The 21,120-nt window shown below is 69.5% G+C and carries 27 protein-coding genes and 1 pseudogene; 14 read left to right on the forward strand and 14 right to left on the reverse strand.

The features are described 5' to 3' along the window. Positions 1-115: 115 nt before the first annotated feature. Complete coding sequence (locus EXE42_RS04265; protein ID WP_092921517.1) at positions 116-772, reverse strand: HAD family hydrolase; 657 nt, start codon at positions 770-772, stop codon at positions 116-118. Between the two features lie 137 nt (positions 773-909). Here EXE42_RS04265 and EXE42_RS04270 point away from each other — a divergent pair, with 137 nt between their 5' ends. Next, positions 910-1,359: a TIGR00725 family protein gene (locus EXE42_RS04270; protein ID WP_137693744.1), complete on the forward strand. Its 450-nt coding sequence runs from the start codon at positions 910-912 to the stop codon at positions 1,357-1,359. A 20-nt stretch (positions 1,360-1,379) separates the two neighbouring features. Here the strand turns inward: EXE42_RS04270 and EXE42_RS04275 are convergent, their stop codons facing one another. Continuing rightward, on the reverse strand, positions 1,380-2,534 hold the full coding sequence (locus EXE42_RS04275) for a cobalamin-independent methionine synthase II family protein (protein WP_137693745.1): 1,155 nt from the start codon (positions 2,532-2,534) through the stop codon (positions 1,380-1,382). 117 nt (positions 2,535-2,651) lie between these two features. Between EXE42_RS04275 and EXE42_RS04280 the strand changes: the two genes are divergently transcribed. The 3 genes and pseudogenes from EXE42_RS04280 to EXE42_RS19225 form a co-directional block, all read left to right on the forward strand. Then, positions 2,652-2,852 (forward strand): hypothetical protein, encoded by a 201-nt coding sequence (locus EXE42_RS04280; protein WP_092921511.1) that lies wholly within the window; start codon positions 2,652-2,654, stop codon positions 2,850-2,852. Further along, positions 2,849-3,064 carry a hypothetical protein gene (locus EXE42_RS04285; protein WP_092921509.1) on the forward strand — a complete coding sequence of 72 codons (216 nt, stop codon included), beginning with the start codon at positions 2,849-2,851 and terminating at the stop codon, positions 3,062-3,064. Before EXE42_RS04280 ends, EXE42_RS04285 begins: the two co-directional genes overlap by 4 nt. Before the next feature lie 529 nt (positions 3,065-3,593). Next, positions 3,594-3,884 (forward strand): annotated as a pseudogene (locus EXE42_RS19225) (zinc ribbon domain-containing protein); the annotation flags it as partial. A gap of 64 nt (positions 3,885-3,948) precedes the next feature. On the opposite strand, the gene EXE42_RS04295 reads toward EXE42_RS19225, so the two are convergent. The 4 genes from EXE42_RS04295 to EXE42_RS04310 form a co-directional block, all read right to left on the reverse strand. Then, positions 3,949-5,040 (reverse strand): S1C family serine protease, encoded by a 1,092-nt coding sequence (locus EXE42_RS04295; protein ID WP_137705963.1) that lies wholly within the window; start codon positions 5,038-5,040, stop codon positions 3,949-3,951. A 59-nt stretch (positions 5,041-5,099) separates the two neighbouring features. After that, positions 5,100-5,618: a hypothetical protein gene (locus tag EXE42_RS04300; RefSeq protein WP_092921503.1), complete on the reverse strand. Its 519-nt coding sequence runs from the start codon at positions 5,616-5,618 to the stop codon at positions 5,100-5,102. A 79-nt stretch (positions 5,619-5,697) separates the two neighbouring features. Then, on the reverse strand, positions 5,698-6,741 hold the full coding sequence (gene dph2 / locus EXE42_RS04305) for a diphthamide biosynthesis enzyme Dph2 (protein WP_092921501.1): 1,044 nt from the start codon (positions 6,739-6,741) through the stop codon (positions 5,698-5,700). Positions 6,742-6,834: 93 nt separating this feature from the next. Further along, positions 6,835-7,536: a hypothetical protein gene (locus tag EXE42_RS04310; protein ID WP_092921499.1), complete on the reverse strand. Its 702-nt coding sequence runs from the start codon at positions 7,534-7,536 to the stop codon at positions 6,835-6,837. A gap of 128 nt (positions 7,537-7,664) precedes the next feature. On the opposite strand from EXE42_RS04310, the gene EXE42_RS04315 reads away from it, so the two are divergent. The 4 genes from EXE42_RS04315 to EXE42_RS04330 all read left to right on the forward strand — a co-directional run bounded on the left by EXE42_RS04315 (position 7,665) and on the right by EXE42_RS04330 (position 10,236). Further along, a complete protein-coding gene (locus EXE42_RS04315; protein WP_137705964.1) occupies positions 7,665-8,324 on the forward strand; it encodes an alpha/beta hydrolase in 660 nt (219 codons plus the stop codon). A gap of 69 nt (positions 8,325-8,393) precedes the next feature. After that, a complete protein-coding gene (locus tag EXE42_RS04320; RefSeq protein WP_137705965.1) occupies positions 8,394-8,768 on the forward strand; it encodes a YlbF family regulator in 375 nt (124 codons plus the stop codon). Between the two features lie 50 nt (positions 8,769-8,818). Next, a complete protein-coding gene (locus EXE42_RS04325) occupies positions 8,819-9,511 on the forward strand; it encodes a P-loop NTPase (RefSeq protein ID WP_137705966.1) in 693 nt (230 codons plus the stop codon). A 104-nt stretch (positions 9,512-9,615) separates the two neighbouring features. After that, positions 9,616-10,236, forward strand: a complete 621-nt coding sequence (locus EXE42_RS04330) for a transcriptional regulator (protein ID WP_137706019.1) — start codon at positions 9,616-9,618, stop codon at positions 10,234-10,236. A 25-nt stretch (positions 10,237-10,261) separates the two neighbouring features. On the opposite strand, the gene EXE42_RS04335 is transcribed toward EXE42_RS04330, so the two are convergent. Continuing rightward, positions 10,262-10,522: a hypothetical protein gene (locus EXE42_RS04335; protein ID WP_092921492.1), complete on the reverse strand. Its 261-nt coding sequence runs from the start codon at positions 10,520-10,522 to the stop codon at positions 10,262-10,264. 108 nt (positions 10,523-10,630) lie between these two features. Then, positions 10,631-11,584, reverse strand: coding sequence for a peptidylprolyl isomerase (locus EXE42_RS04340; RefSeq protein WP_137705967.1), 954 nt, complete (start codon positions 11,582-11,584; stop codon positions 10,631-10,633). Between the two features lie 173 nt (positions 11,585-11,757). Here EXE42_RS04340 and cyaB point away from each other — a divergent pair, with 173 nt between their 5' ends. After that, entirely contained in the window at positions 11,758-12,336 is a 579-nt protein-coding gene (gene cyaB, locus EXE42_RS04345) for a class IV adenylate cyclase (RefSeq protein ID WP_092921488.1), read from the forward strand. Positions 12,337-12,348: 12 nt separating this feature from the next. On the opposite strand, the gene EXE42_RS04350 is transcribed toward cyaB, so the two are convergent. Then, positions 12,349-12,837, reverse strand: coding sequence for a MaoC family dehydratase (locus EXE42_RS04350; protein ID WP_092921486.1), 489 nt, complete (start codon positions 12,835-12,837; stop codon positions 12,349-12,351). An 87-nt stretch (positions 12,838-12,924) separates the two neighbouring features. Between EXE42_RS04350 and EXE42_RS04355 the strand changes: the two genes are divergently transcribed. Beyond that, positions 12,925-13,806 (forward strand): CoA ester lyase, encoded by an 882-nt coding sequence (locus tag EXE42_RS04355; protein WP_137705968.1) that lies wholly within the window; start codon positions 12,925-12,927, stop codon positions 13,804-13,806. A gap of 71 nt (positions 13,807-13,877) precedes the next feature. Beyond that, positions 13,878-15,131: a Glu/Leu/Phe/Val dehydrogenase gene (locus EXE42_RS04360; RefSeq protein WP_137693751.1), complete on the forward strand. Its 1,254-nt coding sequence runs from the start codon at positions 13,878-13,880 to the stop codon at positions 15,129-15,131. Positions 15,132-15,163: 32 nt separating this feature from the next. Here the strand turns inward: EXE42_RS04360 and EXE42_RS04365 are convergent, their stop codons facing one another. The 5 genes from EXE42_RS04365 to EXE42_RS04385 form a co-directional block, all read right to left on the reverse strand. Beyond that, positions 15,164-15,877, reverse strand: a complete 714-nt coding sequence (locus EXE42_RS04365) for a diphthine--ammonia ligase (protein ID WP_137705969.1) — start codon at positions 15,875-15,877, stop codon at positions 15,164-15,166. Positions 15,878-15,962: 85 nt separating this feature from the next. Then, a complete protein-coding gene (locus EXE42_RS04370) occupies positions 15,963-16,532 on the reverse strand; it encodes a hypothetical protein (protein ID WP_092921478.1) in 570 nt (189 codons plus the stop codon). 122 nt (positions 16,533-16,654) lie between these two features. Continuing rightward, on the reverse strand, positions 16,655-16,999 hold the full coding sequence (locus EXE42_RS04375) for a glutaredoxin (protein WP_092921476.1): 345 nt from the start codon (positions 16,997-16,999) through the stop codon (positions 16,655-16,657). Positions 17,000-17,090: 91 nt separating this feature from the next. Then, a complete protein-coding gene (gfcR, locus tag EXE42_RS04380; RefSeq protein WP_137693753.1) occupies positions 17,091-17,726 on the reverse strand; it encodes a transcriptional regulator GfcR in 636 nt (211 codons plus the stop codon). Next, a complete protein-coding gene (locus EXE42_RS04385; protein WP_092921472.1) occupies positions 17,713-18,783 on the reverse strand; it encodes a glucose 1-dehydrogenase in 1,071 nt (356 codons plus the stop codon). Before EXE42_RS04385 ends, gfcR begins: the two co-directional genes overlap by 14 nt. Positions 18,784-18,888: 105 nt before the next feature. Here EXE42_RS04385 and EXE42_RS04390 point away from each other — a divergent pair, with 105 nt between their 5' ends. The 3 genes from EXE42_RS04390 to EXE42_RS04400 all read left to right on the forward strand — a co-directional run bounded on the left by EXE42_RS04390 (position 18,889) and on the right by EXE42_RS04400 (position 21,073). Beyond that, positions 18,889-19,668: an NRDE family protein gene (locus tag EXE42_RS04390; RefSeq protein ID WP_137705970.1), complete on the forward strand. Its 780-nt coding sequence runs from the start codon at positions 18,889-18,891 to the stop codon at positions 19,666-19,668. Positions 19,669-19,762: 94 nt separating this feature from the next. Then, positions 19,763-20,647: a metallophosphoesterase gene (locus tag EXE42_RS04395; RefSeq protein WP_137693754.1), complete on the forward strand. Its 885-nt coding sequence runs from the start codon at positions 19,763-19,765 to the stop codon at positions 20,645-20,647. A 72-nt stretch (positions 20,648-20,719) separates the two neighbouring features. Next, positions 20,720-21,073 (forward strand): MarR family transcriptional regulator, encoded by a 354-nt coding sequence (locus EXE42_RS04400; RefSeq protein WP_092921466.1) that lies wholly within the window; start codon positions 20,720-20,722, stop codon positions 21,071-21,073. The last annotated feature ends 47 nt before the right edge of the window (positions 21,074-21,120 follow it).

Genomic DNA, 21,120 nt, shown 5'->3' on the forward strand with positions numbered 1-21,120 from the left:
CGCCCCATCCGATTTAAACGCTTCATCGGGCGACCGCGGACCGAGCAGGCGCACCCCGGCGGGCGTCGCAGACGCGTCGCTGGTGAAACGCGAGTCACGGGGGAGCGCGGCGGCCTCACTCCACGATGTCGTGGAGGTCGGAGAGCCGCTCTATCTCCCAGGTGGGCCAGACGTTCAGCTCCCAGTCGCGGCGGTGGGGGCGGCGGATGAACGCCGAGTCGATCCCGGCGTTCTCGGCCGCGCGGACGTCGGACTCGTTGTCCCCGACGAATAAGGCGTTCCCCGCGCCGAGGTCGCCGAGCGCCTGCTCGATGTAGTGCGGGTTCGGCTTGCGAAGCTGGAGCGAGTGAATCGTCGGTTCGCGGCCGTACGCGGCGCCCATGCGGTCGAAGCCGTCGAAGTGGTCGACGAGGAAGTCGACGGTCGCCTGCTGGTTCGACGAGACGATCCCCATCTGGACATCGAGGTCCTGGAGCTCGTCGAGGTCGTCGTACGGGGTCTTGCGTCCCTCGCGGGCCTCCTGCTGTTGGGCCCGCGACACCACGTCGTCGCGCGTGCGCCAAAACGACCCCGGGTCGAGGTCGTACGTCTGACAGACCGTGCCGACGCTACCGGGGGTCGCACCGATGGTCATCTGCTCTACGTCGTCCGGATCGGGCTCCTCGACGCCGCACTCCTCGAACGCGTTCCGGGTCGCGTCCCGGAGCACGTCGAAGCGCGTGCGGCCCACGAGGACACCGTCGTTGTCGAACACGACGGTATCGTACGTCATAGCCCTCGTTCGCGGCGAGCAGGGATAAGGGTTTCAGTGACGGTCTCAGCGACGAGAATCGACGCGAGGCGGTCCGCTCCCGTCGGTCAGGCGGTACGGTCGGTCGGTTTTACCGTCGGCGCGCCGTGAGGCGAGCCATGCGCGTCAGCGTCATCGGCGGGAGTTCGATCGGTCCGGAGACGGCGGCGGTCGCGGAGGCGCTCGGCGAACGGCTCGCGGAGCGCGGCCACGCCGTCGTCTGCGGCGGCCTGGGCGGCGTCATGGAAGCGGTCTGTCGCGGCGCCCGCGCGGCCGGCGGCGAGACGATCGGGATCCTGCCGACCGACCGCCGCGGGGACGCGAACCCGCACGTCACGACCCCGATCGCGACGGGGATGGGCCACGCGCGCAACGCGCTCGTCGTCATGAACGGCGACGCCGTCGTGGCGGTCGACGGCGCGAGCGGCACGCTCTCGGAGATCGGTCTCGCGCTCGCGCAGGGGCGCCCGGTCGCGGGGCTCGACACCCACGACGTCGACGGCGTGGAGCCGGCGGCGTCGCCGGCGGAGGCGGTCGAGTACGTCGAGCGGGTCGTCGACCGGGACTGACCGGACGGGCGCGCGTCGGCTCAGGCGAGCCGGTCGTTCGCGATCTCGGCACCCTCGACGAGCGCCTCCAGCTTCGCCCACGCGATCTCCGGATCGACCATCGCGAGGCCGGCCTGGGTACCGAAGCCGCAGTCGGGCGCGGCGACGAGGGGGGTCCCGTCGTCGACCGCGTCCGCGACGCGCTCTAAGCGGTCCGCGATCGTCTCGGGATGGTCGACGATGTTCGTCTTCACGTCGACGACGCCGGGGATGAGCGTCCAGCCGTCCGGAACGGGATGCTCGTCGAACGCGCGGTACTCGTGTTGGTGGCGCGGGTTCGCCTGCTCGACGCTGAGTCCGGTGATGTCGGCCTCGTAGATCAGCGGCAGCATCTCCGCGAGGTCGGTGTCAAGGTGGTGGGGGCCCTCGTAGCTCCCCCAGCACGTGTGGAGCCGGACCTGCTCGGCGGGCACGTCCGCGAGCGCCTCGTTGAGCGCCTCGACGTGGAGCCGGGTCGCGTCCTTCGCGGCTTCCAGCGGCTCGTCCGCGTACGCCGCGGTGTGACCGACCGTCAGCAGTTCCGGGGCGTCGATCTGGAGGGTGAGCCCGGCGTCCGCGACGAGTTCGTACTCCGTCTTCATCGCCTCGGCGACCGCGAACAGGAACTCGTCGTACCCGTCGTAGTGGTCGTTGACGTGCGTGGCGGTGACGACGCTCGGGGACGCCGCGGTCATGAACGCGTCGTCGACGTCGCGATCCGCGGCCGCGAGCGCGTCGGTGAGCCCGTCGATCTCCGCCTGCGCCTCCTCGCGACCGGTGTACTCGACCGCCTCGGTGACGACCGGGTGCATCGAGAGGTCGATCACGTCGGTCTTGAACGTCTCCTCGGCGTAGGAGGGGAACTCCTGAAGGTCCGCCCACAGCTCCGTCTCCCGCTCGCCGCCGATGCCGCTGAGCCGGTCCGCGACGTACCAGTTGAACGAGACGCGAGACTGCTCGCCGTTGTTGATCGAATCGAGGCCGGTCTCGACCTGGCGGTCGACGACGTCGCGGGTCGCGGCCGCGACGGTGTCCGCCCACTCGTCGGGGTCGACCGTCTCGCCGTCCTGACGGCGGGTGAGCAGGTCGAGCAGTTCCGGCGGTCGCGGCAGGCTACCGATGTGCGTGGTCGAGACGCGGGCGTCGTTCGTCGTCATCGATCGACCGGAGGAGACGCGTCCCCAAAAGAGCGGAGGATCCGGGGGGCCGGGCCCCGACGACCCGTAATTAGATGTAATTAAGATTTATCAGCCCGGAGCCTGACGGATCGGTCAATGAGCGAGTACACGACGATCTCGCTGCGGAAGGAGTTCGTCGCGGACGTGGAGGCGTACATCGAGGACGAGCCGTTCGGCTCCGTCAAGGAGTTCGTGAAACACGTCGTCGTCCAGGAGATGGAGGCCGACGACGGGATCTCGGAGACCGAGGCCAAGCAGATCGCACGGAAGCTTCGAGACCTGGGGTACATGGAATGAGCGGGCGGCACCGAGCGGCTCGGCCGGCCGGTCTCGACGGGGTCGACCGCGCCGACCTCATCCTGCTCGCGATCCCGCTCGCGTTCTGTGCCGTGTACGCGGTCGGGTCGCTCCTCGCCCGAGACTATACGCTACCCGTGACGGGCGCGTCGATCGCGGCCGCAGTCCTCGTGGCCGACGGGCTCTTTTGGCACCCTCCGGGCGAGGCGTGACGACCGTTCCGTATCGAGACCGGAGCCGAAAAGCAGCTCCGTGAATCGCTCCGATTCAGACTGATGTTCGTCTGAGATCACGAGGTGTTCGAGGCGACCGTCGCCGGACGGACTGGCTCCGCAATGATTCGGGCCGGTCGTGCCGGTTACGAAAGTACAAGGAGAAGGCCCCGCCCTTCACAGTAGTTGCCGAACCTGACTGAGGCTCTTGATGCTGGGCTGTGTTGTTCAACAAATGGTCCAGACAACTGAGGCGAAACAGGTTTGCCGTGCTGCGTCGACGGTGCTGTTTCCAGAACTCGAATTCGGCGTAAAATCGTGTGGGAAGTACACGAGAGAGGATTTCCAAGAAATCCTCTCTCGGATTGCTTTTGATCAGGAGTTCGCAAATACGGGTGGGAAAACGCTCCAACTTGATCGTGACGAGCACGTCGATATCACCGCTACGGCTCGAAATCCACTCGCTAAATCGCTGCTGTATCACTTGCGCAATCTCTCTACAGACGCCATCATCGACCAGTTCGATGGCGACCCGAGAGGGACGACCAAGGAGTGTGCGTCCTGCGGCGTCTCGACGGAGAAGCCGCTGTGGGTCCGTGAACACTCCTGTCCTGCCTGCGGGTTTGAGGCGGACAGGGACGCGAACGCGGCGTGGAACATTCTTTCTCGCGGCCTCGAAGACGTAGGAGTGGGATACTCCGAATCAACGCCTGTGGAGACTGCGCTCCCTACGGACACCGGTTCGGTGTCTGTAAAGCGCGTCGTGGAAACAGGAAGCCCTACCCTCAAGGAGCGAACGGCGTCAGCCGTGAGCGAGTAGGGTAGGGTAGTTCACTACGGAACGAGATTTGATTCGGCAACTACTGTGAAGGGCGGGAAGGATGTCAACGAAGCGGTGACTGTGACTGTTCGGGGCGCGAGACGAGCGTGAGTTCGATCGTCTGCTCCGTCCCATCGCGAAGGACCGTCACTTCGAGCGTGTCACCCGGCCGGGTCCGTAGTGCCAGGTAGCTCGCTAGGTCCTCGAAGGAACGCATCGGTTCCCCGCCGATCGCAAGGATAACGTCCCCGCCGACGGGAACGCGGACTCCGTTCACGAACTCGATGTCGCTCGGTCGGAGCACACCGTCGGCCGGCCCGCCACGAACCGTCTGGACGACTAGCAGTCCGCGAGGTTCGCTCATCCCGTTCGCTTCCGCGACCGCCGGCGTGACGTTCTGTAGCGACACGCCCATGTACGCGTGTTCGTATTCGCCCGTCTCGATGAGTTCGGGAACGACGCGTCGGGTGAGCGCAGCCGAGATGCCGAACGCGATGTTGTCCCCACGCTTGGAGTTTACGACACCGATAACGCGCCCGTCAAGTGACATCAGCGGTCCGCCGCTGTTCCCGGGGTTCACGGCAGCGTCCGTCTGAATCGCGTCCGGAATCTGGTACCCTGCCGGTGACGGGATCAGCCGGTCGAGACCGCTGACGATGCCGGACGTGACGGTTCCGTCCAAGTTATACGGATTCCCGATGGCGACGACCTCCTGACCGATGACCGGGCTGGTTCGCACGAACGACAGCGGCTCCGTCGACTCCGGCACCTCGTCGACGGAGATGACGGCGAGATCGCTGTGGAAATCGGTTCCCAGTACCGTCCCGTCACTCCATGTTCCGTCGTGGAACCGGAGCTGTGCCTCCGACGCGGTGCCGGCGACGTGCGCGTTCGTGACGACGTGTGAGTCGTCGTATAGAAATCCGGTCCCCTGTCCCCGCCCCGTATCGACCAGCACGACCGACGGGATCGTCTCGCGATAGACTCGAGTGTACTCGCTGCCCTCGGTTTGCGACGTGGTGTTCGGTCGTCGGTTCTCCGGCTGGGATGGCTCTGTGCCGGACGACGAGACGTTGCTACAGCCCGCAAGCGCTGCCGTGAGCGTGACGCTCCCGGCCTTCAGAAACCGACGGCGGGTGGAGGTCTCTTCGGGCATCTTCGGTTCTCAGTCGGGCTTCGAGTCCCGTAGGTTTTGTGCCCACGCGAACGGCGTATTTACGCCGCGTTCAGCGAGCGCCGTCTCCGACTTCGACCGTCGAGTCGCCGGAGGCTCGTGAACGCTCCTCGCCGGGCGTCCATCAGCCGTGCGAGCCGGCGCTCGAACTCCGCCTCGCTCAGCTCTCCTGAGACGTACTCCTCTTCGAGCTCCTGTCTCCGCTCCTCGGTCGTCGGCGCAACCCGTTCGGATACGTCGAATGTCCCGAGGGCCGGGTACCGTCGTTCGAGCCACTGGGCGGCTGACGCGAGTCGGTCGTCTCGCGGGATAGAGGCAGTTCGGAGGATCGACGCCGCGGTCGCAACGAGAAAGAGGCCCGCGAACAGACCGAGGACGATAACGGCAATCACCCATTCGGCCGCGGCGCTGAGCATTGCGACGAGGAGGAACTCCTCGGTTGCCGGGATACCCCCGGACAGTGCTGACAGCCCCTCGAACAGTTCGATCAACCCGGCGCCGACCATCAGGATACCCGTCACCACAAACCCGCTGAAACGGAGCCGGTGTCGGGAGACCATGGTTCGAGTCTACGCTCACGCGGGATTACATCCACGGACCGCTGTTACGACTCGGAAAGGGACGCTTTCCGCTTTCGGCCTACCAGGTGTCGTGGAACGTGTCGAACTCGATCGAGTCGAGCGGCTTCTCGCCGATTGCGGCCTCGTACTCGCCGGGCGTCAGCATGGGCTTGTGGAACCGGGGGCCGTCGTCGGTCGTGATCCGAGGACAGCCGGTGTTGACGAACGCGTCCATGTCGAAGTTGCGCAGGCGGTCCGGCGTCACCTCGTCCATCGTGATCAGGTAGGCGTTCTCGTTGTTGTCGACGATCTCTTGGGCCGTCTCCCAGCGGCCCTGGCCGATCTTCGTACAGAAGATGACGCCCCACTTCTCGGCGTCCATCGCCTTGTGGACCGCGGCGTAGCGCTGCTTGAGGAACTGGTCGTGCTCCGCGACCGACACCGCGTTGTTGACGGGGTCGGCGATGACGACGCGCTTGTCGGGGTGTTCCATCGCCAGCCCGACCGGGTGGAACTTCCCGCCGCCGACGTACAGCACCTGCTCGGCGTCGATGTCCGCGGAGGCGTAGTTACAGCCGAGCACCTGCCCCTCCTTCGTGAGGCGGTCGTCGCCCCGGCGGGTGTGGACCTCGTAGCCGCGCTCCTCTAACCAGTCGGTCATCTCCTCGAACCGGTTCATGTGCTGGGCCGTCGTGACGAGCCCCACGTCGGGGTCCTCCTCGGGCGCGGTCAGCTCCTCCTCGAGCGCGTCCTCCATGATCGGGAAGGGGTCGACGTTCGAGAACAGGGGAACGTAGACGATGCTGTCGGACTCCTTCATCGGCGTGTGGCCGAAGTGGACGAACACGTCGGTCCGGCGCATCAGGTACGTGTCGAGGTCGCAGGCGCCGTAGCAGGGCTGCCCGGACAGCATGAAGGTGACGTCGTCGGGCGCGACCTCCCGGAGGTCGTCGGCGACCTTCGGGCCGCGGCGCTTGAGCCCCTCGGGGAACTGGAGACCGACCTTCGAGGCGTCGCGCTCCTCGATGGCCTCGAGGATCCGGTCGAGTTCGTAGTCCCACTCGCGGTCGTGCTTCAGGGCCATCCCCGTCTTCGTGAGGTCGCCCTCCGTGGAGCCGCTCATACGTGGCGAGTTGTGCGGCAGGACGGTTAAACCGCGCGTTCGACCCCGAGATCCGTCCCCGACGTTCGTGATCGTCGCCGCTCGGCCGCCGTCTCAGAAGCCGTTTCCGGTGAGCAGTCGGGCGATCCACGCCCGAACGCCGGGCAGCATCGCGCCCGCTTCGACTGCGACGGGATCGCGGTCGACGTCGAGGGGCACCCGCTCCGCGTCGTCGCGCTCGGCGTCCTCGCGGGACCAGACCAACTCGTCTCCGGTTCCGCCGCCGGGCGCGTCGCCCCGGACCTCCCACCCGGGCTCGCCGCGGACGGTGAGTCGATCGGCGCCGAGGTACCGCGACCCCTCGCCGCCGATGACGAACGGAACCCGTGGAGACGCGGGCGTCAGCGGCGTGAACACCACGGCGCCGAGGTGTCGTTCCGTGGCGTTGGGATCGCGGTAATCGACGGCCAGCACGTCGCCGTCAACTCGGGCGTCGACATCCTTCGGGTCCGCGATCCCGTCGCGCACCGCGTCGGTGACGACCGCGCGACGGAGCGATCCGTTCGCCGCGAGCGCGTCGCCGCCGGCCGCGAGATGGACCCGCGCCTCCCACGTCGACGACCCGTTACCGTGGAGTGTGACGGTGAGCGAGCTCTCGCCGGCGACCACGGAGTCGCCGTCCGGCGTCGTCCGATCGAGCTCGCAGACGCCGCAGACGGGCGTCGGCGGCGCGCGCGCGTCGACCGGCGGCGCGGCGGCCAAGACGGTCACGGAGAGGAGCAGTGCGACCAGCAGGGGGAGGGTGCGGGGACGCATACGCGGACCGTTCGTGCGATCGAACTATAAATTCACGGCGTCGACTCGACCGTATCCCCGCCGACCCCCGTGACGACGCGCTGCCGCGGCCGACGGACCTAACCCCCGCCCTCGCCAACCGCGGACCGATGACCGATATTCCGCTCGAACACGTTCACGTCGCGCCCGACGAGGGAGCCGACGACGAGCCCGCGCCCGCCGTCTTCGTCCTCCACGGCCGCGGCGCCGACGAGGAGGACCTGCTCCCGGTCGCCGCCGAACTGCCGGACGAACTCCACGTCGTCAGCCTCCGCGCGCCGGACCCGCTTCAGGGCGGGTACACGTGGTACGAGCTCGACCTCTCGGCCGGCGGGCTGGAGTCGAGCCAGCCCGACGCCGAGGACTTCCGCCGGAGCCTCGACCTGATCGCCGAGAGCGTCGAGGCCGCGGTCGACGCCTACGGGCTCGACGCCGACCGGATCGGCCTCCTCGGGTTCAGCCAGGGCGCGATCACGAGCCTCTCGCTCCTCCTCGAAGACCCCGACCGCTACGCGTGGGTCGTCGCGCTCCACGGCTACCTCGCCGAGTCGCACGCGGACCTCGACCCGGACGGGATCGAGGGCAAACCGGTCTTCGTCGGCGCCGGCGCCGGCGACCGCGTGATCCCCGAGTCGCGGACGAGCGCGGCCGTCGACCGGCTCGAAGCCGTCGACGCCGCCGTCACCGACGGGAGCTTCCCGGGCGGCCACGGTATCGGTCCGCAGGAGCTCGACGCGGTCGTCGAGTTCGTCGAGTCCCGAGTGGCGTAACGGGAGTCGGAAGGCGACCCCGAACCCCGGCTCCGGCAGGTTCAAACCGCTCGGCGACGATGTGCGAACATGAGCGTCGAACAGGTCTCCATCGAGGACCTCGGCCGAGAGCTCGGCAAACGGATCGCCGAAACCCCGGAGTACGAGCGCTTCGAGGAGGCGAGAGCCGCCGTCCAGCGCGACGAGGAAGTCCAGAGCCGGATCGACGAGTTCGAGCAGCTGCGCGCGGAGTTCATGCAGGCCCGACAGACCGGGCAGGCGACGAACGACGGACTTCAGCGCGTCCAGGAGGCGCAAGACGAGCTCCACGCGATGCCGGTGATGAGCGAGTACCTCGACGCGCAAGACGAGCTCGAGGACACGCTCGAGGCCGTCAACGAGGCCATCTCCGAGCCGCTCGCCGTCGACTTCGGCGGTGAGGCCGGCGGCTGCTGTCAGGACTAACCGTCCGTTCACGGCCGACTTTTTATATCGGATACCGACTCACGCCCGCCGTGATGGCCGTCGCCGGCGGCAAGGGCGGGAGCGGAAAGACCACGACCACCCTCGGGCTCGCCCGCGCGCTCTCGCGGCGCGGCGCGTCGGTCGTCGCGGCCGACGCCGACTGGGATCTACCGAACCTCGCGCGGCTAGCCGTGGAGGCCGACTCCGATCCGGTCGAATCCGGATCCCCGGCCGACGTGCGGGGCGCGCGGAGCGTCGCCGACGCGGTACGAGAGGCGGAGCCGATCCGCCCCGACCGCTCCGAACCGACGGTCCTCGCGGCTCCCGACTCCGCGCGCTCCGTCGACGCGCGCGCGACGTTCGACGCGCTCGACGGCGTGACACCCGAGGGCGCGCCGGTGTTGCTCGACTGTCCGGCGGGCGCGTCGCCGGACGTGGCCGCCCCCCTGCGAGCCGCGGACCGCGCGCTGATCGCGACGCCCCTCAGGCGCGCCGCGCTCCGCGACGCCGCGAAGACGGCGGCGATCGCGAGACGCCTCGACTGCCCGCCGGTCGGGACGGTCGTGATCGGCGAGACGAGCGTGCCGGATCGGGTGGCGGCGCTGCTTGACTGCCCCGTCCTCGGGCGGATCCCGGACGGCGGGGGCGCTCCGCTGTCCGAGAGGGAAGTGCGGGACGCCTACGACGGCCTCGCCCGACGGCTCACCGAGACCGCGGCGGCGACGGGGTGGCAGATCGCGTGAGGATCGCGGACGCGGGCGACTCCGGAACGACGGACCGCGGGGCCGCGAGCGGCCGGCGGGTCGACCACCGACAGACCCAAGCCTCCACGGCCGGCAGCGATCGTATGGGGACGCTTCCGACTGGAATCTCGGTACTGGACCGACAGTTCGGCGGCGGACTCCCGAGCGGTAGCGTCGTCGTGCTGAAAGCGGACCCCGACAGCCAGTCCGAACTCATCTTGAACCGGTTCGCTCGAGCCCGCCGGTGCCGCTACCTGACGACCGTCCGGTCACCCGGTGCGGTGGAGGCGGCGCTCAGCTTCGACGGAGACGAGGAGACGACCGTCGAGGCCGCGGACGACGGCGGCGACCTCGACGAGACGCTGTCGTTGACCGGCGATCTCCCCGAGAGCGGGACGCTGATCGTCGACTCCGTGGAGCCGTTAGAGGGGCGCGCGTCCCCGTCGTCGTACGCCGAGTTCCTCGACGGGATACGAGACCGCGTCGACGACGCCGGCGGCCTCGCGCTGCTCCACGCGCTCCGCGGCGGCGAGGACCCGCGAACGAGGCGGGTGACGGAGCAGGTCGCGGACGTCGTGTTCGACCTCCGGACCACCGTCACCGGTACCGAGATCGCGAACCGGCTCATCGTCCCCAAGTTCCGGGGGGGCGCCGCCCTCGAAGAGCCCCTGAAGCTGAAGCTCACGGACGAGGTCGCCGTCGACACGAGCCGCGATATCGCCTGACTCGGCCGTCCTTCGGTCCCGTGCCTCACAGCGCGGCCGACGCGAGCAGGACGAGCGCGCCGACGCCGGCCGCCGCGACCGCCCAGTTCCGCGCGGTGTCGACGGTCCCGTACGGCCCGCCTTTCCGCGAGAAGAGGTATACCGCGTACACGGCGAGCGGCGCCAGCGTCGGGAGCGTCGCGACCGAGACGACGCCGGTGAAACTCGACAGCAGCGCGATCGCAATCGTCGTCACGCCGGCGACTCCGGCGACGAGCGCGTCCTCGCGTGCCCGTTCGATCTCCATACTCGGTGTGGACGCGCCGGCGGGCAAAAGCGATTCGTTCGGCGGCCGGAGCGGTCGCTCGGCGGAGCGAAAAACGGTCGAACCGCGGGCCGGTAAAAGCGGCGTCGGCTACTCTTCGTCGATCTCGTCGACGATCTCGTCGGCGTCGACGTCGACGTCTTCGAGGGCCTCCTCGATGTCGACGTCGCCGGCGCCCATGCCGCCCATCATACCGCCGAGACCGCCCATACCGCCGCCCTCGATGACCTCCTCGATGACCACGCGGTCGAGGTCGAGGCGGTCCATGAGGTCCTGTGCGATCTGCTGTTTCTGGAACATCCACTGCTGGTTCATCTGCATCGCCTGGGTCGCGGTGACGTAGAGGACGTCCTTCTCGACCGCCTCGGTCTCGACGGTCTCTTCGCCGTCGTCGTCCTCGGTGACGGTCTCCTCCTCTTCGGTGACCGTCTCGATGCGGACCTCGGGCGCCTCCTGAAGGTACATCCCGAGCATACCGGCGGCCTGCTCCTCGCGGTCGTCGATCCGGGCCAAGATCTCGTACTCGTACTCGAGGTCCTCGCCGGCCAGCGGGTGGTTGAAGTCGACCCGGGCGCGGCCGCCGATGATCGTCTCGAGGTGGCCCTGGCGGTTGTCGATCTGGATCTGCGCGCCGGGGTAGCGGTCCTCTTCGGGGATCTTGTCGGCCTTGACCGTTTCGACCTCGTCGGGGTCGTACGCGCCGAAGGCGTCCTCGGCGGGCACGTCGACCGTTCCCTCATCGCCGACGGACGCGCCGAGGAACGCCTCCTCGACGGAGGAGAACACGTGGCCGGCGCCGAGCGCGATGATCCGCGGCTCGAAGTCGTACTCGTCGACGTCGATTTCGGCGTCTTCGGCCGTCTCCTCGTCGGTCGTGTCGATGACGCGGCCGTCGTCGGCCGTCCGGATCGTGTACGCGACGCGGACGAAGTCGCCGTCCTCGAGTCCGTCGGCGTCGGTGTCCGCTCGGCTCTCGAGGCCCTCGGCGTCGGTCTCGGTCCCTTCGGCCTCGTCGGCCGCGTCCGCTTGCTCCTGATCGCTCATACCTGAAGGTCTCCTGTTACACCCTTAAGAAGCACGGTTCGGCCCGATGCCACCCGACGAGCGGGGGACGGCGGCAGTTCGGCCGCTGACGCGTCGGCGCGCTGTCCGCCGGTTCGTCACCCGGGGCGCGCCCTCCCGCGTTCCTTATGAACGCCCCGTCCGCATCTCCGGGCATGTACGAGGTCGAGATCAAAGTTCCGGCCGGCCTGGACGCGACGCGGGAGCGGCTCCGCGAGGTCGGCGCCGAGCGCGTCGACGCCCGGCGACAGCGAGACACCTACTACGACGCCCCTCACCGTGAGTTCGCTGCGACCGACGAGGCGCTCCGGATCCGGCGCGAGACGCCGTTGGCGGACGGCGAGAGGTCGTCGGAGGGCGAGCCCGACGCGGCGGCGACGGTCACCTACAAGGGACCGCTCCTCGAGGAGGCCTCGAAGACGCGCGCCGAACACGAGACGGGCGTCGACGACGGCGAGGCGCTCGCGGCGGTCCTCTCCGGGCTCGGCTTCGAACCGGCCGCGACCGTCGAGAAGCGCCGCGAGCTCTGGTCGTACGACGGCTTCACGGTGACGCTCGACGCGGTCGCCGGGCTCGACGAGTACGTCGAGATCGAGCGGGAAGTCGAGGCGGAAGGCGAGGTCGACGCGACGCGCGAGGCGGCGGTCGAGGCGCTCGACCGGCTCGGCCTCGACGCCGCCGACCAGGTCCGAACCTCCTACCTCGGGCTGCTGTTGGCCGAGGAGGACGACTGACGGAAGCGATAGCTACGATGTCGCGTCGGCGTTCCCGTCACCGTCCGGCCGCTTCTCGGAGAGCACCGTTCGCTCGAACTCGCAGACGAGGACGTCGTCGTCGCCGTCGACGAGCCTGAACGCCTCCACGCGCATGGTGACGACGCCGCGTTCGCCGTCGCTCGTCTCCCGCTTGTCGGTGACGGTCGAGCGCGCTCGGATCGTGTCCCCGTGGAACACCGGGTTCGGGTGTTCGACGTCGTCGTACGAGAGGTTCGCGACGATGGTGCCGTCGGTCGTCTCCGGGATCGAGATCCCGACCGCGAGCGACATCGTGTACAGCCCGTTCACCAGTCGCTCGCCGAACTCCGTCCCGCCGGCGAAGTCGGCGTCGAGGTGGAGCGGCTGCTGGTTCATCGTCATGTCGCAGAAGCGCTGGTTGTCCGCCTCGCTTATCGTTCGTCGCTTCGCGTGGTCGATCCTCTCGCCGACTTCGAACTCCTCGTAGTACAGTCCGGGCATGCCGCCTCGCTCGGCCGGCGGCGTGAAATCGGTACCGCTCTCGGCGCGGCCGGCGGACTTTAGCCGCCCGCCCGCGCATCCCCGCACATGCCACGCCGAAGCCTGCTGTTCTCGCCCGGCGACAGCCCCGGGCTCATGCGGAAGGCACCCGGAGCCGGCGCCGACGTGATCTGTTTCGACCTCGAGGACGCCGTCGCGCCCGGCCGGAAGGACGAGGCGAGGGCGGCGGTCGGCGAGGTCCTCGCGGACCCCGATTTCGACCCGGACGCGGAGGTGTGCGTCCGGCTGACCGCCGAGTCGCCGGCGGCCGACCTCGACGGCGTGTTGGGGGGAGGCGGCGAGGACGGGGACCGGCCGAAGGAGGGAACCGACGAGGTCCGCCTCGACGCCGTGATGCTCCCGAAGGTCGAGACCGCCGACCGCGTCGAAAGCGTCGCCGCGCTGTGTGCCGAACGCGGGCGCGACCCGGCCGTGTTCGCGCTCGTCGAGACCGCTGCGGGCGTCCTCTCGGCGCAGTCGATCGCGGCCGCGGACGCGACCGACGCGCTCGTCTTCGGCGCCGAGGACCTCGCGGCCGACGTGGGCGCGACCCGGACCGACGAGGGGATCGAGGTGCTGTACGCCCGAGAGCACGTCGTCGTCGCCGCGAGCGCGGCCGGGATCGACGCCATCGACACGGTGTACACGGACTTCTCGGACGAGGCGGGGCTCCGCGAGGACGCGGCGTTCGCGCGGCGGCTCGGCTACGACGGCAAGCTCGCGATCCACCCGGCGCAGGTGGAGCCGATCACCGAGGCGTTCACGCCGGATCCGGCGGACGTCGAGTGGGCCGAAGCCGTCCTCGACGCGCGCGACGAGGCGGAGCGGGAGGGCCGGGCCGTCTTCCAAGTCGACGGCGAGATGATCGACGCGCCGCTGATCGCGCAGGCGGAGCGGATCCTCGACCGGGCGCCCGACGCCGACCGATAGCGTCGGCGCCCGACGCGGAACTCTCCGGGTCGTCCGTCACAATTAACCTCCGGCCCCCAGCACGTGAGAGTATGTCTTCGGAGGCGAACCCGTTCGAGAGTCTGCGGGAACAGGTCGACGACGCCGCGGCGGTCGTCGACGCCGACCCGGGCGTCATCGAGCGGCTGAAGAACCCGGAACGAGTGCTTGAGACGAACCTGACCTTCGAGCGCGACGACGGCTCGCTGGAGACCGTGCGCGCGTATCGGTCGCAGTTCAACGGCGACCGCGGCCCGTACAAGGGCGGGATCCGCTATCACCCGGGCGTGACCCGCGACGAGGTGAAGGCGCTGTCCGGGTGGATGGCGTACAAGTGCGCCGTCGTCGACGTCCCGTACGGGGGCGGCAAGGGCGGCATCGCGATCGACCCGGCCGACTACTCCGAGCGCGAACTGGAGCGGCTCACGCGCGCGTTCGCGACCGAACTGCGCCCGCTGATCGGCGAGGACCGCGACATCCCCGCGCCGGACGTCAACACCGGCCAGCGGGAGATGAACTGGATCAAAGACACCTACGAGACCTTAGAGAACACCACGGCGCCCGGCGTCATCACGGGGAAGGCGCTCGACTCCGGCGGCAGCGAGGGCCGGGTCGAGGCGACCGGGCGCTCGGTCGCGCTGTCGGCCCGCGAGGCGTTCGACTGGCTCGACCGCGACCTCGCGGGCGCGACGGTCGCCGTTCAGGGATACGGCAACGCCGGGTCGATCGCCGCCGCGCTGCTCGACGACCTCGGCGCCGACGTGGTCGCGGTCTCCGACTCCTCCGGCGGAATCCACGACCCCGACGGGTTCGACCCCCGAGAGGTGAAGGCGCACAAGGCCGAGACCGGCTCGGTGGTCGAGTACCCCGGAACGGAGCGGATCACCAACGACGAGCTGCTCACGCTCGACGTCGACTGCCTCGTTCCGGCGGCGCTGGAGAACGCGGTCGACGGCGACCTCGCGAGGGACGTGCGCGCCGACCTGATCGTCGAGGCGGCAAACGGGCCGCTCACCCCCGACGCCGACGACGTACTGGCCGACCGCGACGCGTACGTCGTCCCCGACATCCTCGCGAACGCCGGCGGCGTCACCGTCTCCTACTTCGAGTGGGTTCAGAACCGACAGCGGTTCAGTTGGACCGAGGAGCGCGTCAACGAGGAGCTCGAACGCGTGATCACGGACGCGTTCGACACGCTCGTCGACACCTACGAGTCGAACGGGGTCCACACCCTCCGCACCGCGGCGTACGTCGTCGGTATCGGTCGGATCGTGGACGCCTACGACCAGGCCGGGAGCTGGCCGTAGCGAGCGGAGTCGGCCCCGAGAAACGACCCCACCTACTCCAGCCGCGCGTCCCGGATCTCGACGTGCCCGCGGTCCCCCTCCCACACCGCGTCGTACGTCAGGTCGATGCGGCGGTCCATGTGCGGGCCGTCCACGACGTACGTCTCGAACTCGCCGCCCTCGCCCAGCGGGTGGACCCCGTACTCCTCGCGGAGCGCGAGCAGGTCGTCGAGCGCGGCCGCGTCGAAGCGCCGCCCGAGCCAGGACTCGTCGAGCCCGTAGGCCGCCACCTGAACGATTCGGATCTCGAAGCCGGCGTCGAACATCGCTTCCGCCAGTTCGACCGGGTCCCGCTGCCAGAGCGGCGCGAACAGGTCGATCCCGAGGCGGTCGCACATCGCCCGGATCCGGTTCGTCTGGAACTCGCTCTCGACCGCCCCCGCGGTGACGCCCGCGAGGTCGACGGCGTCCGCGGCGGCGATATCGCGGAGCGCCGCCTCCATCGGCTCCAACTCGGCGTCCCCCTGTGCGCCCGCGTCGTCGACGTCGTCCGCGCCGAAGTCGTCGGGCGACACCTCCACGGGGTCGATCCCGACGCTTTCGGCCGCGAGCGAGGCGAGCTCCGTCGCCGGCGTGTGGTACATGTACGAGTCGCCGGCGGGGTGGACGGTCAACAGCCGCGAGACGTCGAGGCCCTCCTCCAACGCGCGGTACAGCGCCCACGAGGAGTCCTTGCCGCCGGAGAAGAGGCTCACCCAGTTGCCCATGACAGGGGGAGAGAGTCGCGCGGATAAAGCGTCGGCGGTCGGGCGGTCGAGGCGCCCACCGCGGTGCTGGGGGAGTCCCGCCGTCTCAGTCCGAGATGAACTCGTTGTCGCGCCAGTTGACGCCGCCGCCGCCCTCGCCGGCGCCCTGCGGGCTCTCGACGACCTCGATGCTGGCGGGGCGGGGCTCGCCCTCGACGATCCGCGTCGCCTCGAGCTCGCCGTCCTCCTCGGTGATCGCGGTCAGCGTCCCCTTCTCGGAGAGCGTCGCGATCTTCCGAAGCACCCGGAACATCGGGTACTGGAGCGCGGAGTTCTGGAGGACGGTCTCGCGGTCGCCCTTGAAGCAGGCGAACTCGACGAGCTCGGACGGGATCTCCTCCTCCTCGTCGTCCATCCACTGGGGGCCGCCGGCGCGGGGCGGTTCCTCCTCCCAGACGCGGGTCTCGGTGACCGACGCCTTCAGCTGGGCGGTGGGGGTGTACTTGCTGATCGACTCGTCGTCGGACAGGGCCTTGATGATGAGTGTGTTGTTTCGACGCGTGATGTCGATGTCGTCGATCTCCGGCGGCAGATCGGGATCTTCGTCGAAGTACGTCTCTACGTCTTCGAGTGGCAGTTCGAGCGTCGAATGAAGTCGGAACACGCGGCCTGTCATTGTTTGTGGAATGCGGTGGGGTCGAACCGGTGGTCGCGGCGGCAGCGGCGGCCGCTGCGTCTACCCGTTCTACGCACCGTGGGTTTATATGGACTGCCCTTCGAAGTGTCTAGATCGACGCCTCACTCGGCGCCGAGCTCGGCCGCGAGCTCGCCGCGCTCTTCGAGTTCGGTGAGCACGTCGCTACCGCCGACGAACTCGCCGTCGACGAACGTCTGCGGGATCGTCTCCCAACCGCTGCGCGATTCGAGCGCCTCGCGGTACTGCGGCAACGCAGGCAGCACGTCGACCGTCTCGAACTCCTCGACGTGCTGGGAGATCAGTTCGACCGCGCGCTTCGAGTAGCCGCACTGCGGCATCAGGCGGTTGCCCTTCATGAACAGCACCACGTCGTTGTCGGCGATCGTCGTCTCGACGCGCTCGTCGATCTCCTCGGAGTCGGCGTCGGTCTCGGGACTGAACGTCATGGCGTCGGGTACGCGGCGGCGAGGCAAATGGGTTCCGCACGCCGACGGGCGGCGAGACGACCGACCGTCGGGCGCGCGGGCGGCGCGCCGCCTACTCCTCGCGGTCGACGCGGACGACGTCGACGAGCGAGTACACCGGCACGCCGTCGATCTCGTCGTATCCCCGCTTGTCGACCAACACCACGCACGCGGCCGGCTCGCCGCCCTGTTCGCGGATCGCGTCGATCGACTCCCGCATCGTCGTCCCCGACGTGATGATGTCGTCGACGACGTAGCAGTCGCGGTTCCGGATGGCGGCGAAGTTCCGCGAGAAGCCGCCGCCCTGTTCGTCGATATCCCCCTCGTCCCACTGGTGTTTCGCGGGCGCGTACGTGCCGAGATCGGTGTCGAGCCGGTCCGCGACCGCGGTCGCGAGCGGCGCGCCCGCCTTCTCGATACCGACGGTGAGATCGACCTCCTCGCCCTGCTTGGCCAAGAGGTCCGCCATCGCGCTCGCCGCGTAGCCGAGACGGGTCGAGTCGCGGCCGAGCGCCGACCAGTCGACGTGGATGTCGGCGGACGCGGTCGCCCCGTCGCCCGCCTCGACGGCGTCCGAGCCGCCGCCGCGCTCGACCAGCCAGCTCGCCGTCTCGCGGGAGACGTTCAGTTCGTCGGCGATTTCGCCCTTCGAGAGGCCGTGTTCCGCGAGCTCGGCCGCGCTGTCGATGAGGTCGTCAACGTTCTTCATACGCGGCAAATTCGACCGCCGTTTTAATAGTCGTGTCGTCATCCGCGAACGCGGCCTCGAACTCGTCGAGGCCGTGGACGCCGGTCACGAGATCGCCCAAGAACGCCTCTGAGAGCCCCGCAAGCGACTCGACCGCCGACTCGAAGTGGCCGTAGCCGGAGTTGACGCTGCCGACGAGCGCCTTGTTGTGGAGGACGAACTCGCGGTGGAGCCGGCCGCCGTCGATCTCGAACTCCCAGTCGCCGGGGACGCCGAGGAGCGCGCCGACGCCGTTTGGCGCGAGCGCCTCGATCGTCTCGAAGGCGTGGGGCGCGTAGCCGGTCGCCTCGAAGACGAAGTCCATCGGCTCGTACGCCTCGGGGACCTCGGGGACCGAGGTCCTGTTCGAGTTCACGTACGTCGCCCCCAGCGACTCGATGATGTCGATCGTCGGGTCGGGGCGGTCGCGCCGTCCGAGACAGTAGATCCGGTCGAACTCCTCGTCGAGGGTCGCGACCGTCAGGAGGCCGAGCGACCCGTTCCCCAACACGAGCGCCGACTCGGGCTCCCAGCTGAACGCCGACCGGCTGGCGTACGCGTGCTCGATCGCCTTCTCCGCGATCGAGATCGGCTCGACGAGGAACCCCCACTCCGCGAGCGCCGGCGGGATCTCGACGAGGAACTCCGCCGGGCTGGTGAAGTACTCCGCCATGAACCCGTGCGCGCCGACGATGCCGCGCTCGTGGTACTCGCCGTCCGGCGCCATGTCCGGCTCGCCGCGCGCGAAGTACTCGTTGGCGCCGTTCGGCGGCCGTCGAACCGTCGGGACGACGACGTCGCCGGCCTCGAACGGCGTGTCGTTCGGGTCCTCGACCACGCCGACGGCCTCGTGGCCGAGCACGAGGTGGTCCTCGCCCGCGGGCGCGCCGCCGTGGCCGCCGGCGATGACCTCGTGGTCGGTCCCGTCCACGCCGACCCGCAGGGTCCGAACCAGCGCCTCGCCGGGCGCGGGCTCCGGTCGCGGCTTCGCTGTCACGACCGGTTCGTCGGCTCCCTCGTAGACGGCAATCGCGTTCATGTCTGGACCAAAGCGGCCAGTCACCAAAAGATTTCTTTTATTACGAGTAAACACGTGCGGCGGATCCCCCGTGGAGTTTTCAGTCGCTCGGGCGTGTCTTCGGGCGTGTGTACCCTGACCCTCGCGTGGCGGGCGTTCGGCGACGCCCCCGTCGCGCTCGCGGCCACCCGCGACGAGGCGCTCGACCGCCCGAGCGAACCGCCGGCGCTCCGAACGGCCGACGGCGACGGAGTCCGATACGTCGCTCCGCGCGACGCGGAGGCCGGCGGCACGTGGATCGGCGTCTCCGAGAGCGGACTCGTCGTCGCCGTCACGAACCGGTGGCTCGACGCCGACCGCGAGGGCGAGCGCTCGCGGGGGCTGCTCGTCCGCGACTGCCTGACGGCCGCCGACGCGGAGGACGCGGTCCGAACGGTCGAGAACGAGCTCGACGAGCGCGCGTACGACGGCTTCAACCTCGTGCTGGCCGACGGTCGAGCGGCGTTCCTCCTGGCGTACGACGGCGGCCTCGCCGTGACCCGACTCGACCCGGGCGTCCACGTCGTCGGCAACGTCGGCGGCGTGGTCAACGGGGCGGAGCGGTTCGCGGTCCCCCGGCGGCGACGGGAGTTCGGCGAGGAGCGCGCCGACAGCGCCAGGCGGGTCGCGGCCGCGCTCGTCCCGGAACCGGGCGAGTCGGGGTCGTCGTGGCTCGACCGCGCGAGCGGCGTCCTCGCGGACCACGAGTACGGCGCCTGCCTCCACGGCGACGCCTTCGGAACCCGGTCGTTCACCCGGATCCGGACCGGCTCGGCCCCCGAGATGGCGTACGCCGACGGCCCCCCCTGCGAGACGCCCGCGGAACCGGTGCGGCTCCCCGCCGACTTCGCGGACGGCGGGACCTAACGGGTCGGACGCGGTCGCGTCCCGGTCGGTCCGCCGTGCGCCGCGGTACCGTGCCTCCCGGGACGTTTTGACTCCGGACGCGAACGCCGAGACGATGCGGCTCCTCGTCTGCGGCGACCTCCACCTGAAGCCCGCGGCCGGCGACTACGACCTCGACGCGGTGTCGCCGCCCGAGGACGTCGACGCCGCCCTGGTCGTCGGCGACCTCACGCACCGCGCGGGCGACGACGACGCCGACCTGGCGCGTCGGTTCGTCGAGCGGCTCGCCCCGGACGTTCCGGTCGTCTACGTGCCGGGGAACCACGACCCCGCCCCGATGCCGGAGGGGGTGGTCGACCCCGTCGACGGCGCCACCGCGGAACACCTGAGCGCCCGGACGCTCGGGGACCTCGCCGTCGTCGGCTGGGGCTGCGAGCGCCGGTCGCTCACCCCGCCGCTTCCGCAGACCGAGTTCGACGCGCTCGACCCCCGGTCGGTCCCCCGCGAGGACCGCCGCTACGAAGCCGACCGGATCGCCGAGGACCTGCTCGACGCGTGTCACCGCGTCGTCAGCGGGTCCGCGTCCGTCCGGGAGGCCGCGGCGTCGCTGGGGATCGCGGACGACGAGGCGGCCGCGTTCCACCGGGGCGTCGAAGCGATCGAGGCGACGTACGAGCGGCTGTCGGAGCGCCTGCGCGGTCGCTCCGACGCGCTGCTCGCGACCCACCAACCGCCGTTCGGCGCGTCGTTCGACCGCCACCACGCGGTCGGTGAGCGCGAGACGGACCGGGAGCACCTCCACACCGGGTCGATCGCGCTCGCCCTCGCGGTTCGGGACCACGACGTGTTCGCCGCGTTCAGCGGCCACTCGCACGAGTTCGGATACGACGCCGGCGAGGCGGCAGACGGTCGACCGCACCTGCTCAACCTCGGCTTCCGCGGCGTCGGGGTCGTGACGGTCGATCCGGCTCGCGGAGAGTTCGCGTTCACTCGCCGGTAAGACGACGGCCGCGCGGCGCGAGACGTGCGACCGGAAAGCCAGTTTTAAGCGATTCGGGAGGCGTGAGAGAGTATGAGCGTGTCCGAAATCGAGTCCGACCTGTCGGCGGACGAGCGGGCCGGCCTCGAACTCATCCGCGAGACCGGCGGCATCCACCAGAGCGACTTCTGGAAGGAACTCGACGTCTCGTCGCGGAAGGGGAGCCGCATCGCCGAGGCGTTGGAGGAGTCGGGACTCATCCAGCGTGTGGACACCGTCTACGACGGCCACAACACCTACTACCTAGAGCCCGCGCCGCGCGACCTGGACTTCTCGCTGCTCATGGCCGACGACATGCTCTCGCCGTTCATCGGCGAGGAGGAGGTCGACCCGCAGGCCGACGCCTTCTCGCAGTGGATGATGAACCTCGCGTACGAGGAGTACTGACGTCGAGACACACGTTTTCGACAGGTCCGTACCGCGTTCCGACTCCC

The sequence above is a fragment of the Halorubrum sp. SP3 genome, from assembly GCF_005435195.1.
Taxonomy (GTDB): domain Archaea; phylum Halobacteriota; class Halobacteria; order Halobacteriales; family Haloferacaceae; genus Halorubrum; species Halorubrum sodomense.

What these genes read in the sequence shown, in the direction of transcription:
- EXE42_RS04395 (WP_137693754.1), top strand. Translation starts at nt 19,763, where the DNA reads ATGCGGCTCCTCGTCTGCGGCGACCTCCACCTGAAGCCCGCGGCCGGC.
- EXE42_RS04400 (WP_092921466.1), top strand. Translation starts at nt 20,720, where the DNA reads ATGAGCGTGTCCGAAATCGAGTCCGACCTGTCGGCGGACGAGCGGGCC.
- EXE42_RS04280 (WP_092921511.1), top strand. Translation starts at nt 2,652, where the DNA reads ATGAGCGAGTACACGACGATCTCGCTGCGGAAGGAGTTCGTCGCGGAC.
- EXE42_RS04355 (WP_137705968.1), top strand. Translation starts at nt 12,925, where the DNA reads ATGCCACGCCGAAGCCTGCTGTTCTCGCCCGGCGACAGCCCCGGGCTC.
- EXE42_RS04310 (WP_092921499.1), bottom strand. Translation starts at nt 7,536, where the DNA reads ATGCGTCCCCGCACCCTCCCCCTGCTGGTCGCACTGCTCCTCTCCGTG.
- EXE42_RS04350 (WP_092921486.1), bottom strand. Translation starts at nt 12,837, where the DNA reads ATGCCCGGACTGTACTACGAGGAGTTCGAAGTCGGCGAGAGGATCGAC.
- EXE42_RS04295 (WP_137705963.1), bottom strand. Translation starts at nt 5,040, where the DNA reads ATGCCCGAAGAGACCTCCACCCGCCGTCGGTTTCTGAAGGCCGGGAGC.
- EXE42_RS04270 (WP_137693744.1), top strand. Translation starts at nt 910, where the DNA reads ATGCGCGTCAGCGTCATCGGCGGGAGTTCGATCGGTCCGGAGACGGCG.
- EXE42_RS04320 (WP_137705965.1), top strand. Translation starts at nt 8,394, where the DNA reads ATGAGCGTCGAACAGGTCTCCATCGAGGACCTCGGCCGAGAGCTCGGC.
- EXE42_RS04365 (WP_137705969.1), bottom strand. Translation starts at nt 15,877, where the DNA reads ATGGGCAACTGGGTGAGCCTCTTCTCCGGCGGCAAGGACTCCTCGTGG.
- cyaB (WP_092921488.1), top strand. Translation starts at nt 11,758, where the DNA reads ATGTACGAGGTCGAGATCAAAGTTCCGGCCGGCCTGGACGCGACGCGG.
- EXE42_RS04385 (WP_092921472.1), bottom strand. Translation starts at nt 18,783, where the DNA reads ATGAACGCGATTGCCGTCTACGAGGGAGCCGACGAACCGGTCGTGACA.
- EXE42_RS04285 (WP_092921509.1), top strand. Translation starts at nt 2,849, where the DNA reads ATGAGCGGGCGGCACCGAGCGGCTCGGCCGGCCGGTCTCGACGGGGTC.
- EXE42_RS04370 (WP_092921478.1), bottom strand. Translation starts at nt 16,532, where the DNA reads ATGACAGGCCGCGTGTTCCGACTTCATTCGACGCTCGAACTGCCACTC.
- EXE42_RS04335 (WP_092921492.1), bottom strand. Translation starts at nt 10,522, where the DNA reads ATGGAGATCGAACGGGCACGCGAGGACGCGCTCGTCGCCGGAGTCGCC.
- EXE42_RS04300 (WP_092921503.1), bottom strand. Translation starts at nt 5,618, where the DNA reads ATGGTCTCCCGACACCGGCTCCGTTTCAGCGGGTTTGTGGTGACGGGT.
- EXE42_RS04330 (WP_137706019.1), top strand. Translation starts at nt 9,616, where the DNA reads ATGGGGACGCTTCCGACTGGAATCTCGGTACTGGACCGACAGTTCGGC.
- EXE42_RS04360 (WP_137693751.1), top strand. Translation starts at nt 13,878, where the DNA reads ATGTCTTCGGAGGCGAACCCGTTCGAGAGTCTGCGGGAACAGGTCGAC.
- EXE42_RS04340 (WP_137705967.1), bottom strand. Translation starts at nt 11,584, where the DNA reads ATGAGCGATCAGGAGCAAGCGGACGCGGCCGACGAGGCCGAAGGGACC.
- EXE42_RS04265 (WP_092921517.1), bottom strand. Translation starts at nt 772, where the DNA reads ATGACGTACGATACCGTCGTGTTCGACAACGACGGTGTCCTCGTGGGC.
- EXE42_RS04375 (WP_092921476.1), bottom strand. Translation starts at nt 16,999, where the DNA reads ATGACGTTCAGTCCCGAGACCGACGCCGACTCCGAGGAGATCGACGAG.
- EXE42_RS04275 (WP_137693745.1), bottom strand. Translation starts at nt 2,534, where the DNA reads ATGACGACGAACGACGCCCGCGTCTCGACCACGCACATCGGTAGCCTG.
- EXE42_RS04315 (WP_137705964.1), top strand. Translation starts at nt 7,665, where the DNA reads ATGACCGATATTCCGCTCGAACACGTTCACGTCGCGCCCGACGAGGGA.
- dph2 (WP_092921501.1), bottom strand. Translation starts at nt 6,741, where the DNA reads ATGAGCGGCTCCACGGAGGGCGACCTCACGAAGACGGGGATGGCCCTG.
- gfcR (WP_137693753.1), bottom strand. Translation starts at nt 17,726, where the DNA reads ATGAAGAACGTTGACGACCTCATCGACAGCGCGGCCGAGCTCGCGGAA.